Origin of the sequence: Propionicimonas paludicola (genome assembly GCF_002563675.1) — a bacterium.
Lineage (GTDB): Bacteria > Actinomycetota > Actinomycetes > Propionibacteriales > Propionibacteriaceae > Propionicimonas > Propionicimonas paludicola.
In genome coordinates, this window is record NZ_PDJC01000001.1 from 2,427,735 (window position 1) to 2,443,023 (window position 15,289).

The following is a 15,289-nucleotide window of genomic DNA, read 5'->3' on the forward strand; positions in this document are numbered from 1 at the left end:
GCCGAGCCCGGACCGGACCGGACACTCTCCCTCGCAGAAGGCGAGCGCACCACCCACCGTGACGTACACTTCAACCGTGCTTGAATCAAATGCGGTTGAAGTGTCGGTGCCCCTGCTGGCCGCAGTGGCCGATCCGATCCGCTGGCAGCTGATCGCCCAACTCTCCGACCGGGAGGAGCGGTGCGTCTGTCAGCTGACCACCGAGCCACAGATCCCGGCCAACCTGCTCAGCTATCACCTCAAGGTGCTTCGCGAGGCCGGGCTGGTCGTCGGCAACCGGCGCGGCCGATGGATCGACTACCGGCTCACCCCGGACGCCCTGGACCGGCTGCACGCCGCTCTGCCCGTCCCCGGCACCCGAACCTGTGGGTGCGCGGTCGACCCGGCACCGGAACTCCTCGGGGTCACCCAGTGACCACTGCCACCACCGATCGTCGAGCCGCCACTCGGCGCTGGGGGTTGCTCGGAGCGGCCGCGGCAGCCTGGGTCGGCGCCTATGCGCTGAACGAAGTGGCCTGGACGTGGCTGTATCGGACGGTGTTCGGCCTGGACCTCACCGCCGGCTGGCCGTCGATGCTGCACTTCTTCTGCTACGACACCATCAAGATCACCCTGCTGCTGACCGGGATTATCTTCATCGTCACCGTGCTGCGCAGCTTCATGAGCATCGAGCGCACCCGCGCCCTGCTCGGCGGCAAGCGCGAAGGCATCGGCAACGTGCTGGCTGCCTCGCTGGGCGTGGTCACCCCGTTCTGCTCATGCAGCGCGGTTCCGGCTTTCATCGGCTTCGTGGCGTCCGGCATTCCGCTGGGGGTGACGATGAGCTTCCTGATCGCCAGCCCACTGGTGAACGAGGTGGCCATCGCCTTGCTGCTGGGCCTGTTCGGGATCGGCCCCACTCTGCTCTACGTGGGCGCGGGCCTGGTGATCGCCATCCTGGCCGGCATGGTGATCGGACGGCTGCACCTGGAAGGCCAGGTCGAAGGCTTCGTCTACGAGACCCGACTGCGCGGCCAGGTGGTCGACTCCACCGCCGACCTCACCTGGGACGACCGGCTGGCTATGGGGCGCGAGGAAGTGGCGTCCATCCTGCGCAAGATCTGGCCCTACCTGCTGGTCGGGATCGGACTGGGCGCGGTGATTCACGGCTGGGCGCCGGCCGACTTCTTCGCCCGCTACGCCGGGCCGGACAACCCGTTCGGGGTGCTGATCGCAGTGGCCATCGGCGTCCCGCTGTACTCCAATGCCGCGGGCGTCCTGCCGCTGGTGGACGCGCTGTACGCCAAGGGGCTGCCGATGGGCACCCTGCTGGCCTTCATGATGGCCACCGTGGCGCTCAGCCTGCCCGAGATGATCCTGCTCCGCCGGGTGCTGAAGCCCCGACTGATCACCACCTTCGTCGGTGTCACCGCCGTCGGCATCGTCGCCGTCGGCTACCTGTTCAACGCCATCCTCTAGAAAGGGACAACATGCACATCAAGATCCTCGGCTCCGGCTGCGCCAACTGCGTCAACCTCGAGAAGGCCACCCGGCAGGCGGTGGACGAGCTCGGCCTGGAGGCGACCTTCGAGAAGGTCACCGACTACGCCGACATCGCCACCTACGGGATCATGCGCACCCCCGGTCTGGTCGTCGACGACGAGGTCGTCCTCTCCGGACGGGTCCCGACCGCCGGCCAGGTGAAGGACCTGCTCGCGGCCCACTAGATCGTTTGCCGAGCCGGGGACGGGTCGAGCAACTGCCGGACGGCCTCAAGTCCGTCCGGTTTGACCCAGTACCAGGTCTGCCGGCCGTCCCGTTCGCGCTCGAGGAAGCCGGCCTCGTAGAGCGCCCCCAGGTGATGGGTGATGGTCGGCTGGGTCAGTCCGACCTGGTCGGCCAGGACTCCGGTGGTGGCCCGTCCGCCGTCGGCAGCCTTGATCAGGCTCAGCAGACGTAGCCGCGCCGGGTCGGCCAGCACCTTCAGCGCCGTGGCCAGCGCCAGAGCGTCGTCCGGCTCAAGCGGGGCCTGGAGCACCGGCGAGCAGCACAGCTCGCTCACTGACAACACCCGCAAGGGCAGCTCTTGTGAACTCATAGAAGTATGTCTATCATATCGACCGTCGTCGAACAATCGACGACGGTCTATGAATGGATGCTGCCATGCCCGACTACCTGACCCACCTGGTCGCCACCGTCGCGACGGACGTGTGGACGACGTTCGTCCACAACTGGCCCTACCTGCTCATCTCGGTGCTGGTCGCCTCGGCCGTGCAGGTCTTCGTGAGCACCGACCGGCTCAGCAGCTGGCTGCGCCGACGTACCTGGGTGGCCATCCTGGGCGCGGTCGCTCTGGGCGCACTGACTCCGTTCTGCTCCTGCGGCACCACGGCCATCGTGCTGGGCGCCATGGCGTCCTCGGTGCCCTGGGCGCCGATCGTGGCCTTCATGGCGTCCTCGCCGCTGGCCAGCCCTGAGGAGTACGTGCTGTCGGTGGGCCTGTTCGGACCGGGCTTCGCGGCCACCTTCTTCGCCGCCTCGATCGTGGTCGGGCTCCTCGGCGGCGGCGCGGCCTGGTGGCTGGAGCGCCGCGGACTGCTGGACGGACAAGCCCGAATGGCTGCTCCCGCACCGGCTGCGCCGGCCTCCGGCTGCGGCCCCGAGTGCGGCTCGTCGACTGCGGACGAGCCCGCCGCTGGTGGCGTCCGGCAACTGACGATCGTCGAGCGGCCGACCCAGGTGGCTGAGCTTGTCGAAGCCCGGCCGACCAAGCTGCGCCAGTTCGGCACTGCCCTGCTGGCCAACACCCGCAAGCTGGCCGCCTACTTCTTCGGCTTCGCCGCAATCGGCTACCTGCTGATCCGGATCCTGCCCACCGGCGTCCTGACCGACTGGCTGGGCACCGGCAACCCGATCTGGTCGGTGCCGCTGGCCGCCGTCCTGGGCATTCCGGTGTACCTGAACACCGATGCCTCGCTGCCGCTGGTGGCCAGCCTGCTGCACGGCGGGATGGCCCCCGGCGCCGGCCTGGCCTTCCTGATCACCGGAGCCGGCACCAGCGTGGGCGCCATCAGCGGCATGCTCGTGATCGCTCGCTGGCGGATCGTCGCCCTGGTGATCGGGACGCTCCTAGTCACCGCCATCACCATGGGCTGGCTCGCCGGTCTGTGGCTGTGACGTCCCATCCGCGCGTCTCTGACAATGAGCACACCGCGGATCGCACGCTCAGTTGCTGCTCGCGCGTCGCCGCGTATGCGTTGGCGAGGACTGCCGCACGCGTCGGTCAGTCGAGGGGCCCTCGGCTCAGTTCGGCGGGATGTGGAGGACTCGAGCGGTCTTGGTGCTGATGAGGAGTTGGTAGACCTGGCCATCCTCGGTGATCACGATGGGCCGGTCGGGGCTCATCGCGTACCCGTCGTGGAGCGTGTAGGTATGGACAAGGGTGCCGCTCGCGGTGAACTCGTAGAGGTAGCCCCGGTTCGGTCCGGAGCCGTCATCCACCTCATAGAAGACGCGGCCACCGTAGCGAGACATCAGCCACGCTTCCGCACCCCCGATGCGGGTGCGGATCTTGGCGGTAAAGCCCGGATCCTTGATCACAACGGTCTTGTCCTCGCTGCGAGTGGGCGGGGCGTCGGGGACGGTACCGGTGCCATCGATTCGGATCGTGGGGCCGCCAGCGGGTACGGCGAACAAGCCGGTGTCAGTGCGCTCCAGAGAACCGTCATCCCACTGGACATAGTCGTCGGGGAGGTCTCCCGTGACGGGGGCGTTCCCCGAGTCGGGGGGCAAAGTGATGCGCTTGACCTCGGTCAGCCGGTCAGCGCCCTTCGGCAGGACATATTCAGCGGCGTACTCCTGGGTGTCCTGGACGGGCGTGGTTGCACCGTCGGCGGCTCCGTCAGCGAACTCGAAGCCGAGGATCCAGTACCGATCGCCTTCCACCCGCAAATCGAGGCAGCCGTCGTCGGGTGTGCGCACCGTCCGAACCTTGCGGCCGTTGCGGTAGGTGACCAGAACGGGCTGTTCGGGGTTCTCGTTGCTGATCACGACCTCATCCCCGGAAACCCAGAACGTGTTCGGACCGCGGGGTTCATCACCGCCGGGGGTGTACTCGACCAGGGACGGATCGTTCACCACTTCTCTTGCTTTGGCCGGCTTCATCGGAGGCAAGTCGCGCACGACCACGGTCGGCACAGTGGTCGGTGCTGCAGTGGGTGAGGCAGAACTGACCGGTGAGACGCTGGCCGACACCGAGGGGGCCGAAGCCGCCGGTGATGGGCTCGGTGCAGGAGTGTTTGCGGTGCACCCAGTAGCGGACAGGATGCCCGCCAGTACCAGCACGCTCGCCCTGCCTTGCCGAGTACGGTTCATCAGTCGCTTGGTCCTCTGGGATCGACACGGGTATGGCGGACGCGTCGGCGCATAACCGCTACTCAGCGCGACCTGAAGCCGCCAGAGCCAGGCTTATCAGTTTCCTGTGGGTCTGTCATGCGAGATCTGTGACCACGCCCAAAGTCGACCGACAACTGACCGCCCCAACGGATGCAGGGACGCCAGCGGGTGCCTCTCCTGCACAACTCCCCGGCGTCTTCGGCTGTCACGCATCGGTGGACTCAGGGTCGACAGCCGAAACCCGTCTTCGGAAGCTGCTCGAACTCCGAGCTCGAGACGACGCCCTTCTGATAGGCGACCTGCCCGATCGCGATGCTGTCGAGATCCACCGCTAGGCCGGCCTCGATGTCGTCGACGGTGTCGGCGGCCAGAAGAACTTCAGTCGCCGAGTCACGCACACCCTCAACAGCGATCCGATAACCGTCGATGCTCTCGGCAAATAGCAGGAGCTGCGGGCTCGGGGTCCCGTCCGCGTCCGCCTGCCACGAGAAGGTGACCGCCGGGCCATACTCCGGAGGTTGCTGCACGGATGCCGACACGATCGCCGAACCGCAGACGCTGATCAGTTCATACCCACTGGAGGTGTGCGCGACAACGATCGGTTCCAGCGGACGGGTCGGCACCAACATCGGGAGCAGCTCTGAGCAACCGCCCGTCACACTCAGAAGACACGCCGAAGCAACCGCTGCAAGTACACGAGTGATCTGCCCCATGCCCGCCAGTCTCAGGCACCCGAGCGCACCGGGCCGCGAGCCTCGCTCGAAGCGTCCACGAACCGTCCGCCGGCAACGCCAAAGAGACCTGTTCCAGGCGGCCACCCCCGCCCACGCGCCGCCATTCGCAGGCTGTGAGTTCGGCGGCGACATCGACGCCAAACTCACAGCTTGCGTCGATCTCGGAGTGAGGCGGGCATCAGGTCGCGTGGACTCGCGCCGTTCGGAGCCACCTGCGGGAATCGAACCCGCGACCTACGCTTTACGAGAGCGTCGCTCTACCGACTGAGCTAAGGTGGCGCGGCCCAGGGGCCGAGGCACAACTATAGAGGCGCTCGCACGTCGGGGCGAAGTCGGACGCGGCTCAGCTGCAGCGAAGCCCAGCCGCAGGGACGACACCTCGGGTCAAGTAGGCGATCACGGCCTGGTCCACGCACGTCGACTTGCCGCCGAAGGTGCCGTGGCCCTCTCCGGTGTAGGTGATCAACGTGGCCGACTTCAGCTGCTTGGCCATCCATTCGGCGTAGCGGTAAGGGGTTGCGTTGTCGCCCAACGCACCGATCACGAGCAGCGGTGCCGCACCGGCGCCGGTCGGGTGCAGTTGGACGTCCGCGCGCACCGGCCATAGCGGGCAGGTGTAGGACGGCCCGAGGTACTTGCCGAAGACCGGCGCCTTGCGCTGATCGGTGACCCAGTCCGCGTCGGCGTCCACCACTCCGTCGTCGGTGGAGTCGCGGCAACCGATGGCCGGGAAGGCGTAGACCATCGGGTCGTAGCTGCCGTCCTCGTTGCGGCCGTTCAGCAGGTCGGCGGCGGCCAGTAAGCCGCGTCCGTCCCCGGCGTCGGCCGACTTCACCAGAAGAGCGATGGACGGCCAGGCCTCGGCTCCGCCGTAGAGCATCGCGGCCACCCCGGTCACCGCAAGGCTCTGGGTGAGCATCCGGTCGCCGGCCTTGACCGGGGAGGAGTCCAGCCGATCCCACAACCTGGTGATCGCTGACTTCACGGCTGCCTCGCTTCCGCCCAGCGGGCAGGACCGGGCCGCACACCAGGTGGCGTAGTGCGTCAGAGCCAGGTCGAAGCCCTCGGCCTGCGGGATCGACTCGTCGTCGGTGATGTTCACCGCGGCGTCCAGGACCAGCCGTCCGGTGTTCTCGGGGAACAGTTCGGCGTAGTAGGCGCCGATCTGGGTGCCGTAGGAGTAGCCGACGAAGTTCAACTTCGGCTGGCCGAGCAGCCGTCGCAGCAGGTCGAGGTCACGGACCGTGTCGACGGTGCCGATGTGGGCCAGCAGATCGCCGTTGCGCTGCCAACAGCCCTTGTTGAAGGCCTCCACTCCGGCCAACAGCGCAGCCCGCTCGGACGGATCGTCCGGGCTCTGGTCGAGCTGGATGAACGTGTCGGTGTCGGCATCGCTGAGGCAGCGGACCGGAGTGGACGACCCCGTCCCGCGCGGGTCCCAGCCGATGATGTCGTAGCCCTCCAGCCCCTTGCTGGCGAAGCTGGTGACCAGCTCGGTGCCGGACGCCCCCGGTCCGCCGGGGTTGATGAACAAGGTGCCGAGCTTCGGAGTCGCCGTGGCCGGCTTGCGACGCAGCGCCAAGGTGACCGCGGCCCGGCTCGGGTCGGCATAGTCCAGCGGCGCCCGGACGCTGGCGCACTGGGTGCCTTGTTCGCAGTCGGTCCAGGACAGCCGCTGGCTCAGGTAGCCGTCCAAGTCAGGGCCCAGCGAGGCGGCCACCCCGGCGACCGTGGGATGGACCGGCGGCAGGGTGAGTCGATCGACCATCGGGGACGGCCTGGTGGCCAGCACCAGATCGCCGACCGTGGTGCTGGTCGGACTCGGGCTGGCCGAACTCGGCGTCGGATCGCTCGGCGGGCTGGACGGGCTGGGCCCGACCTGTGCGGCCGTGCAGCCGCTGACCAGCAGCGATGCCGCCGCCAGCAGGCCCAGGATCCGTTTCCCTCGCACCGACTCAGCCTAGTCGCTGGGCCGGTGCGACCGGCTCAGTCCTCTTCGTCCGCCTCGTCACGTCCGCGGGCATCGCGGAAGCTGCGATCCAGGCTCCAGCCGCCGGCTCCGACGGTCAGGAACAGGATGCCGACACCGACCAGCAGCAGCTCGAGCTCACCGTAGAACCCGGGCTGACCGGCCACGAATGGGCTGAAGCTCGAACCCCAGAAGACCAGGGCCAGCGCGCCACCGGCGATCAGAGCCACGCCCAGACCGGCCACCCGAGTGAGCAGACCCAGGACCAAGGCCAACGCGATCGCCAGCGAGCTGGCTCCGGTGACGATCGCCCACAGCTCCGGGCGCGGCAGGATCGTCGCGGCGAAGGTCTTGGTGGCGACCGGCAGCTCGGTGAGAATGCCGAGGCCGCGGATCGCGAAGATCCCGGCCACGATCAGCCGCAGCAGGAACAGTCCGAGCGAACCGATGAACTTGTCGGTGGTCCGCTTCTCGATCCGGATCGGCTCGGCTGCAACCACGGCAGCCGGGGCCACTGCGGTCGAGGCCACCAGAGCGGCCTCGCGGGCCTCACGCCGGGCGGCGCGCTCGGCGGCGAGCTTGCGCTCCTCCTCCGACGGCTCCTGCGCCGCAGCCACGCTCTCCTCGGTGCGGAAGATGTCGTCGGTGGGCGGTGCCACCACCGTCGGGGACGGCACCGCGGCCGGCGCCTCGGGCGCCGGGCTCAGGTTCGGAGTGGCCACCGAGACCGGGCTCGACTCCGCGACCACCTGCGCGAACGGCACCGGACCACCGGACGCTGCCGCAGCGGCCGGCGACCACGTGGGGGCCGGTGCTTCGACAGGCTCGGCAACCGGGGACGGCGCTTCGACAGGCTCAGCCACCGGGGGCTGCTGCGTCCAGGCGGGTGTCGCAGCAGGCTCGCTGATCGCCTCGACAGGCTCAGCAACCGGAGCAGGCTCAGCGACCGGGGCGGCCAACGGTTCCTCGGCCGGAGTGGGGGCGGAACCCCACTGGGCGACCGGGTCGGGCTCGGAGTAGGTCGGCTGCGGCGCGGGAACCGGAACCACCGGCTCAGCCACCGGGGTCGGCTGAGCCCAGGCGGGCGCTTCGGCAGGCTCAGCAACCGGAGCAGGCTCGGCAATCGCTTCAACAGGCTCACTAACCGGGGACGGCTGCGCCCACGCGGCTTCGACAGGCTCAGCCACCGGAGCAGGCTCGGCCACCGGTGCGACGAAGCCCGTCGGGGCGACCCAGGCTTGGGCGGCGACCTCTTCGGGAGTGATCGGCTCCGGCAGGGCGGGCTCGGGGGTGACCGGCTCGGACATCACCGGCTCCGGGGTGATCGGCTCGGGAACCGGCTCAGGCGCGGGCGGAGCCACCCAACCACTGGCGGCCGACTCCATAGGTGGCGCACCCCAGGCCGGGGCCGGCGGCAGCACCGGGGCCGGCGGAGCGGCCGGAGCCGTCCAGGCCGGAGCGGCCGGCAGAGTCGGTGCCGGCGGGGCGGGCGGAGCCGCCCACGTGGGCAGGTCGGCGGCCGGCTCAGGGCCGGTGGCCGGCTCGGCCGGGGCAGCCAGCCGCGGCAGGTCCGTCCACGGCGCAGCCTGGCTCGGCCCCTCGGCCGCAAAGCGGGCGGCGGTCGGCTCAGCGGCTGGTGTCGGCTGGGCCGGCGCCCCTTCATTGGTTGCCGGGTAATTCTCCGGCTCGCGCGGCTCGGTCACGGGAAGTCCTTCCTCCGGGCTTAGTCTCCCCCATGCTGTCACCCGTACAGGGGATCACTGCACAGCGACACGGCCCACCGGGCCGCCGGTCACAGCGGTCAGGACGGGCGAGCCAGGCTCAACAGCAGCGCTTCGAAGGCCAGCAGGGGCGCCACATTGGTCTCCAGCGCCGTCCGGCAAGCCAGGATGGCGTCCAGTCTGCGGATCGTGGCGGTCGGGTCGCCGGACCGGGCCAAGGCGTCCACTTGATCGGCCAGATCGAGGTTCACCAGGGCGGCTCCCGAGCCGGTCTGGACGGCAAGGACGTCGCGGTAGAGCGAGGTGAACTCGGTCAGCACTCGATCCAGGGCATCGCGCTGGAGCCGCTTGGCCCGCGCCTTCTGCTGATCCTCCAGCTCGCGCAGCGCCGCCTGCGCATTGCGCGGACGGGCCCCCTTCGTCCCGAAGCCGAGCGCCTCGTTCAGCTTGGCCCGCTCCTGCTCGTCCAGCCCTGAAGTGATCGCGGACGCCTCCGTAGCGGCAGCGTCCACCAGTTCGGCCGCAGACCGCAGGCAGGCCCCCAGCGAGGTCAGTGCCGACGGGATCGCCAACACCTGGCGGCGCCGCTCCCGAGCCGACTCGTTCCTGGCAAGCGCGCGAGCGCGTCCGATATGACCCTGGGCGATCCGGGCCACCTCGGCGGCCAGCGCCGGCTCGACGCCGTCGCGGCGCGCCAGCAACTCGGCGATCGCCGCCTCACTGGGCGTGCTCAGTTCGACCCGCCGGCAGCGGGACCGGATGGTCACCACCACGTCGTCGGCGGTCGGCGCGCACAGCAGCCAGATCGTCCGCGGTGCCGGCTCTTCGATGCTCTTCAGCAGGGCGTCCGCACCACGCTCGGTGACCCGGTCGGCGTCCTCGACCACCAGCACCTGCAGCGGCCCGAGGGTGGGCGCCATCGCCGCCCGTCGGACGAGATCGCGCACCTCGTCCACCCCGATCGACAGCTGCTCGGTGCGGACCAGGGTCACGTCGGGATGAGCACCGGAAAGCACGGTGGTGCAGGTGTTGCAGTCGCCGCAGCCACCGCGCGGGCATTGCAGCGCCGCGGCGAAAGCCCTAGCCGCATTCGAGCGGCCGGAGCCGGGCGGACCGGTGAACAGCCAGGCGTGGGTCATGGCGTGCCGGTTGCCGTCCACCTCGGACGCTCCGACAGCCCGCCGCAGCACGTCGACAACCCGCTCCTGGCCGATCAGGTCGGTCCAGACCCCGGTGCTGGTGGCTGCGTTCACGGCTCCACTGTGCCAGCCGGGCCGGACAGAAGCGAGGCCAGCCGAGCCCGGATCCGATCGGCCAACTCGGCCACCGGAAGCCGTGCCGGAAGCACCAGATAGTGCTCCGGATCGCGTGCCGCGAGGGCCAGGAATGCCTGCCGGGCGCGCAGATGGACGTCGTGGCCGGCGTCCTCGAGACGATCCTTCTCCTCGATGGTGGCCAGCCCCTGGGCCGGATCCAGATCGAGCACCACCGTCAGGTCCGGCAACAGGTCGCCGGTCGCCCAGCGCGCGATCTGCTCGACCCGGTCCGGATCCAGATCACGGCCGGCGCCCTGGTAGGCCAGGAGCGAGTCGACGTAGCGATCCGAGATCACCAAGGCTCCCCGATCCAGCGCGGGCCGAATCACCTCGTAGACGTGTTGAGCCTTGTCAGCGGCGTACATCAGCGCTTCGGCGCGGGGCGACACGTCCCCCCAGGCCGGGTTCAGCACCAGATCGCGCAGCACCTCACCGATCGGCGAACCGCCGGGCTCCAAGGTGACCAGCACCTCTCGTCCCAGGGCACGAGCCCAGTCGGCCAGCAGTGCAGTCTGCGTGGACTTGCCGACCCCGTCACCGCCCTCGAAGACGACGAAGACCCCGGCCATGGCTACTTGCCGCTCGCCTTGCGCGTGGCCGGCTTGCGGGTGGACGTCTTGGCGGCCGGCTTGCGGGTGGTCCGCTTCGGAGCCGGCCCCTTGGCCCGCTTCTCGGCCAGCAGCTCGGCAGCCCGCTCCAGGGTCATGGTCTCGACCGCGTCGTCACGCCGCAGCGTGGCATTGGTCTCACCGTCGGTCACGTACGGACCGAACCGGCCGTCTTTGACCACCACGGGCTTGCCCGAGACCGGGTCGGCACCCAGCTCGGCCAGCGGTCCGGCTCCGGCCCGGGCGGCACCCCGTCCGCGGGTCTTCGGCTCGGCGTAGATGGCCTCAGCCTGCTCCAGGGTGATGTCGAAGATCTGCTCCTCGCTGGTCAGCGAGCGCGAGTCCGTCCCCTTCTTCAGGTAGGGGCCATAGCGTCCGTTCTGGGCGGTGATCTGCTCGCCGTCGGCGCCGACACCGACCACCCGGGGCAGGCTGATCAGCTTCAGCGCCTCCTCCAGGGTCACGGTGTCCAGGCTCATCGAGGCGAACAGCGAGCCGGTCTTGGCCTTGGCCGACTTCGGCGCATCCTCGGGCAGCACCTCGGTGACATAGGGGCCGTAGCGTCCGTCCTTGGCCACGATCGGGTACCCGGTCTCCGGATTCACCCCGATCTCCCGCTCGGTGGCGGCCGGCTTGTCGAGCAGTTCGCGGGCGAACTCCAGGCTCAGCCCGTCCGGCGGCAGCTCAGGATCGACATTGGCCCGACGCCCCTCGGTGTCCTCTAGGTAGGTGCCGTAGCGGCCCACCCGGACGTCGATGCCGTCGCCCAGGCTGAACGTGGACAGCTTCTTGGCGTCGATCTCGCCCAGCTCGCTGACCAGCTTCTCCAGCCCGGCCCCGCCGTCGTCGCCGTAGTAGAAGTCCTTCAACACTCGGATCCGGGCGGCCTTGCCGCTGGCCACCTCGTCGAGGATCTCTTCCATGCCGGCGGTGAAGGTGTAGTCGACCAGCTTGCTGAAGTGCTCCTCCAGCAGTCGGGTCACCGCGAAGGCCAGCCAGGTCGGCACCAGCGCCGAGCCCTTCTTGAACACATAGTCGCGGCTGGTGATCGTCCGGATGATCGCGGCGTAGGTGGACGGACGGCCGATCTCCAGCTCTTCGAGCTTGGCCACCAGGCTGGGCTCGGTGTAGCGGGCCGGCGGCTTGGTCTCGTGGGCGCTGGCGGTCAGGCTCTCCGGCTCCAGCTGCTGGCCGTTGGCCAGCTGCGGCAGGCGGGCCTGCGCGTCGTCCTCGCTGGTGTCGTCGTCATCGTGGGACTCGACGTAGGCCTTGAGGAAGCCGAGGAAGGTGACCGTCCGACCCGAGGCGGTGAACGCGGCCCGTCCGGACTCGATCACCTCGCCGGTGGCGGCGTTGGTCACCGATACCCGCTCGGGCAGGGTGGCGCCGATCCGCACCGAGACGGTCTCGCCGACCGCATCGGTCATCTGGGAGGCGATGGTGCGCTTCCAGATCAGTTCGTAGAGCCGACGATGATCGCCGGACAGCCCACTGTGCTCAGGGGTACGGAAGCTCTCACCGGCCGGCCGGATCGCCTCGTGCGCCTCCTGGGCGTTCTTCACCTTGGACGTGTAGGTGCGCGGCCGATCGGGTATGTAGGCCCCACCGAACAGCTCCTTGACCTGCGCCCGGGCCGCGGCGATGGCCGTGGTCGACAAGGTGACCGAGTCGGTACGCATATAGGTGATGAAGCCGCGCTCGTACAGCTCCTGGGCCACGCTCATGGTGCGCTGCGCGGTGAAGCCGAGCTTGCGTCCGGCCTCCTGCTGCAAGGTGGTGGTCCTAAACGGCGGGTAGGGCTTGCGGGTGTAGCTCTTCGCCTCGACCGAGGCCACCGCGAAGCCGGCCTTCGACAGCTGGCCGGCCAGCTTCTCGGCCCCAGCCAGGGACAGCTGCAGGACGTCCTCGCCGACCAGGCGTCCGACCGAGTCGAAGTCACGTCCCTGGGCGATCCGGCGGCCGTCGAAGGTGGACAGTCGGGCCGTGAAGGTGCGCGGCTCGGAGTCCGCCCCGGCGTCCAGGACGGCCTCGATGCCGGCGAAACCGGCAGCCCGGAAGGCGATCCGCTCCCGCTCCCGATCGACCACCAGCCGGGTGGCCACCGACTGGACGCGTCCAGCCGACAGCTTCGGCATGACCTTCTTCCACAGCACCGGAGAAACCTCGTAGCCGTAGAGCCGGTCCAGAATCCGCCGGGTCTCCTGGGCGTCGACCAGGTCGGTGTCCAGTTCGCGGGTGTTCTCGACGGCGGCCTGAATGGCCTCGGGGGTGATCTCGTGGAAGACCATCCGCTTCACCGGGATCTTCGGCTTCAGCTCGTCCAGCAGATGCCAGGCGATCGCCTCGCCCTCGCGGTCCTCATCAGTGGCCAGCAGGAGTTCGTCCGCTTCCTTGAGCTTGGCCTTCAGATCGCGGATGGTGCCCTTCTTGTCGGCGGCGACCACGTACAGCGGTTCGAAGTCGGCCTCGACGTTCACCCCGGTTCGAGCCCACTTCTCGCCCTTGTACTTGGCCGGAACCTCGGCGGCACCGGTCGGCAGATCGCGGACGTGGCCGCGGCTGGACTCGACGATGTAACCGGCACCGAGGAACTTGGCCAGACTGACCGCCTTGGTCGGGGACTCGACGATCACCAGCCTGCGCTTGGCATCTGTGGGCACTAAGGAACTCCCTGACAGTCGGGTGGATCGAGGCATCACTCTAGTTCCGGCATGGTAGTGCCCCCGGACCAACAACGGGTTCGGGGGCACGTCCAGGTCTGTTGCCCAGGCTAGTTCACCGGGCTACTACCCAATGTCACCGTGGCAGTTTTGGTGTTCCCACTACTGGTGATCCAGGTGATGGTGACCTGCTGTCCCGGCTCGAGGCTGCGAATCACGCTGGCCAGGTTGGTTCCGGCCTTGATCGAGGAGTCGCCGACCTTGATCAGCCGACTGCCTGCGGTCACGCCGGCCTTCGCGGCCGGGCTGCCCGAGACCACCTTCACCACGTCGACCCCGTTGCCGGTCGCCTCCTGCGTGGACGGTTGGACGCCCAGGAAGCCGGCCGGACCGACCCGGACGGTACCGGCATCGGCACCGGTCTCGATCTGAGACACCACGCTCAGCGCGGTGGCGATCGGGACGGCATAGCTGGTGCCCGCCTTGGTGGAACCGGCCGTGGTGATCCCCACCACCTCGGCCTGGGAGTCGAACATCGGGCCACCGGAGTGCCCCGGGACGGCCCCGGCGTTGGTCTGGATCAGTCCGGACAGATCCTCGAAGTTGCCCCACGGCGAGTCGGACGACACCCGCAAGCTGCGATCGGTGCCGGTCACCTGGCCCGGAGCCGCCACCAGTACGCCGCCGCCTTCGGCATTGCCGACCGCGGTCACCGGCTCACCAGTGCTGACGCCGTTGTTGTCGACGGTCACGGTGTCCAGACCGCTGGCGTCCTTCAGCTGCAGCAGCGCCACGTCCTTGCTCTGGTCGAAGCCAAGAACCGTAGCCAAATACGTGTTCCCGGTAGTGGGAACCCGGACGGCGACCTTGTCGGTGCCCGCAACCACGTGGTAGTTGGTGAGCACCTTGCCGTCGGAGGTCAGGATCATCCCGGTTCCGGCAGCGGTGCCGTTGGAGGTCTCGCCCTGGATCAGCACCACCCCCTTGGCCTGGGCCGCAGTCACCTTGGTGGACGCCGTGGTGTTCTTCTCGCCCTGCCGGCCCCCGGGCTGACCGCTGCCCTGATCCTGCTGGCCGTTGCCGGACTGGCCGGCCGGCTGCTGGACCTTGGGAGCGTCCACCGCACCCTGCAGCGCACCATTGGCCCAGAAGGCGCCAGTGGCGATCATCAAGAAGGCCGCGACAGCGGCCACGATGGCCGTCCAGCGACGTCCGCGCGATCGGGTGGCCGGCTGATTCGGCTGGTAGTAGGGCGGCTGCGGGTAGTAGCCGCCCGAGTAGTAGGGGTAGCCGCCGTTGGGCGGGTTGCCGCCGTAGCCGGCCGGCGGGTAGGCGCCGTTCGGCGGGACGCCCGGCCCCGTCGGAGCGCCACCCTGGACGTAGCCGGCGGTGCCCGGATAGCCCGGCTGCGAGTAGCCGGCGCCCGGGTAGCCCGGCGGGTAGGCCGGAGCCTGACCGGGGTACGGGTATCCGGGGCCCGGATAGCCGGGCGGGTAGGCCTGGGTCGGGTAGCCGTAGCCATAGCCGGCCTGGTCCGAGGATGCCGGTGATACGTGAGCCGCCGGGTCCGGCGCCGTCCATGCCGAACTGCCGGACTCCTGGCGAGCCCACGGTGATGGCGGAGGCGGTGCCGTCCAGCCCGAGTCCGGGGCAGTCTCCTGAGGCAGCCGAGCCGTCCGCTCGGCCTCTACCGATGTCGCGGCAAGCGGATCGGCGGACCAAGAACCGCCTTCACCGAACCCACCGGACGCACCCGGCGCCGAGCCTTGCTCCGCAGCTGACTCGGTGTGTGCGGCGGATGCCCCCCGGTCCGCCTGACCGCCGGTCGCGGTCTCCTCATTGACTGGCACGTTGTCCCAGGACCGATCGGCCTGATCGTCAACCATCTTCGACCTCCGTTCTCAACG

General features: G+C 69.2%; 13 protein-coding genes and 1 tRNA gene. 4 read left to right on the forward strand and 10 right to left on the reverse strand.

Annotated elements, in window-relative coordinates; translation table 11 throughout:
• Positions 1 to 76 precede the first annotated feature (76 nt).
• Genes ATK74_RS11375 through ATK74_RS11385 form a run of 3 tightly spaced genes read left to right on the forward strand, consistent with a single transcriptional unit; the run spans position 77 to position 1,706 of the window.
• Positions 77 to 415 carry an ArsR/SmtB family transcription factor gene (locus tag ATK74_RS11375; protein ID WP_098461141.1) on the forward strand — a complete coding sequence of 113 codons (339 nt, stop codon included), beginning with the start codon at positions 77 to 79 and terminating at the stop codon, positions 413 to 415.
• Positions 412 to 1,458: a permease gene (locus ATK74_RS11380; RefSeq protein ID WP_169923657.1), complete on the forward strand. Its 1,047-nt coding sequence runs from the start codon at positions 412 to 414 to the stop codon at positions 1,456 to 1,458. Before ATK74_RS11375 ends, ATK74_RS11380 begins: the two co-directional genes overlap by 4 nt.
• Before the next feature lie 11 nt (positions 1,459 to 1,469).
• The gene (locus ATK74_RS11385; protein WP_098461143.1) at positions 1,470 to 1,706 is read left to right on the forward strand and encodes a thioredoxin family protein; all 237 of its coding nucleotides are present in this window, start codon (positions 1,470 to 1,472) and stop codon (positions 1,704 to 1,706) included.
• Here the strand turns inward: ATK74_RS11385 and ATK74_RS11390 are convergent.
• Positions 1,703 to 2,077 carry an ArsR/SmtB family transcription factor gene (locus ATK74_RS11390; RefSeq protein ID WP_098461144.1) on the reverse strand — a complete coding sequence of 125 codons (375 nt, stop codon included), beginning with the start codon at positions 2,075 to 2,077 and terminating at the stop codon, positions 1,703 to 1,705. The genes ATK74_RS11385 and ATK74_RS11390 overlap by 4 nt on opposite strands.
• A 65-nt stretch (positions 2,078 to 2,142) precedes the next feature.
• Between ATK74_RS11390 and ATK74_RS11395 the strand changes: the two genes are divergently transcribed.
• A complete protein-coding gene (locus tag ATK74_RS11395) occupies positions 2,143 to 3,156 on the forward strand; it encodes a permease (protein WP_211283359.1) in 1,014 nt (337 codons plus the stop codon).
• Positions 3,157 to 3,282: 126 nt separating this feature from the next.
• Here the strand turns inward: ATK74_RS11395 and ATK74_RS11400 are convergent, their stop codons facing one another.
• The 9 genes from ATK74_RS11400 to ATK74_RS11445 form a co-directional block, all read right to left on the reverse strand.
• Positions 3,283 to 4,167: a hypothetical protein gene (locus tag ATK74_RS11400; RefSeq protein ID WP_143483643.1), complete on the reverse strand. Its 885-nt coding sequence runs from the start codon at positions 4,165 to 4,167 to the stop codon at positions 3,283 to 3,285.
• Positions 4,168 to 4,595: 428 nt separating this feature from the next.
• Entirely contained in the window at positions 4,596 to 5,087 is a 492-nt protein-coding gene (locus ATK74_RS11410) for a hypothetical protein (RefSeq protein WP_143483644.1), read from the reverse strand.
• A gap of 227 nt (positions 5,088 to 5,314) precedes the next feature.
• A tRNA-Thr gene (locus ATK74_RS11415) sits at positions 5,315 to 5,387 on the reverse strand.
• Between the two features lie 64 nt (positions 5,388 to 5,451).
• Positions 5,452 to 7,059: an alpha/beta hydrolase gene (locus ATK74_RS11420; protein WP_098461149.1), complete on the reverse strand. Its 1,608-nt coding sequence runs from the start codon at positions 7,057 to 7,059 to the stop codon at positions 5,452 to 5,454.
• A gap of 35 nt (positions 7,060 to 7,094) precedes the next feature.
• A complete protein-coding gene (locus tag ATK74_RS11425) occupies positions 7,095 to 8,780 on the reverse strand; it encodes a DoxX family protein (RefSeq protein ID WP_098461150.1) in 1,686 nt (561 codons plus the stop codon).
• Positions 8,781 to 8,878: 98 nt separating this feature from the next.
• Complete coding sequence (locus tag ATK74_RS11430; protein ID WP_098461151.1) at positions 8,879 to 10,051, reverse strand: DNA polymerase III subunit delta'; 1,173 nt, start codon at positions 10,049 to 10,051, stop codon at positions 8,879 to 8,881.
• Complete coding sequence (gene tmk, locus ATK74_RS11435; RefSeq protein ID WP_098461152.1) at positions 10,048 to 10,683, reverse strand: dTMP kinase; 636 nt, start codon at positions 10,681 to 10,683, stop codon at positions 10,048 to 10,050. Before tmk ends, ATK74_RS11430 begins: the two co-directional genes overlap by 4 nt.
• Positions 10,684 to 10,685: 2 nt before the next feature.
• Positions 10,686 to 13,418, reverse strand: coding sequence for a type I DNA topoisomerase (topA, locus tag ATK74_RS11440; protein WP_098461153.1), 2,733 nt, complete (start codon positions 13,416 to 13,418; stop codon positions 10,686 to 10,688).
• Between the two features lie 74 nt (positions 13,419 to 13,492).
• On the reverse strand, positions 13,493 to 15,268 hold the full coding sequence (locus ATK74_RS11445; protein ID WP_098461154.1) for a S1C family serine protease: 1,776 nt from the start codon (positions 15,266 to 15,268) through the stop codon (positions 13,493 to 13,495).
• Between the last annotated feature and the right edge of the window lie 21 nt (positions 15,269 to 15,289).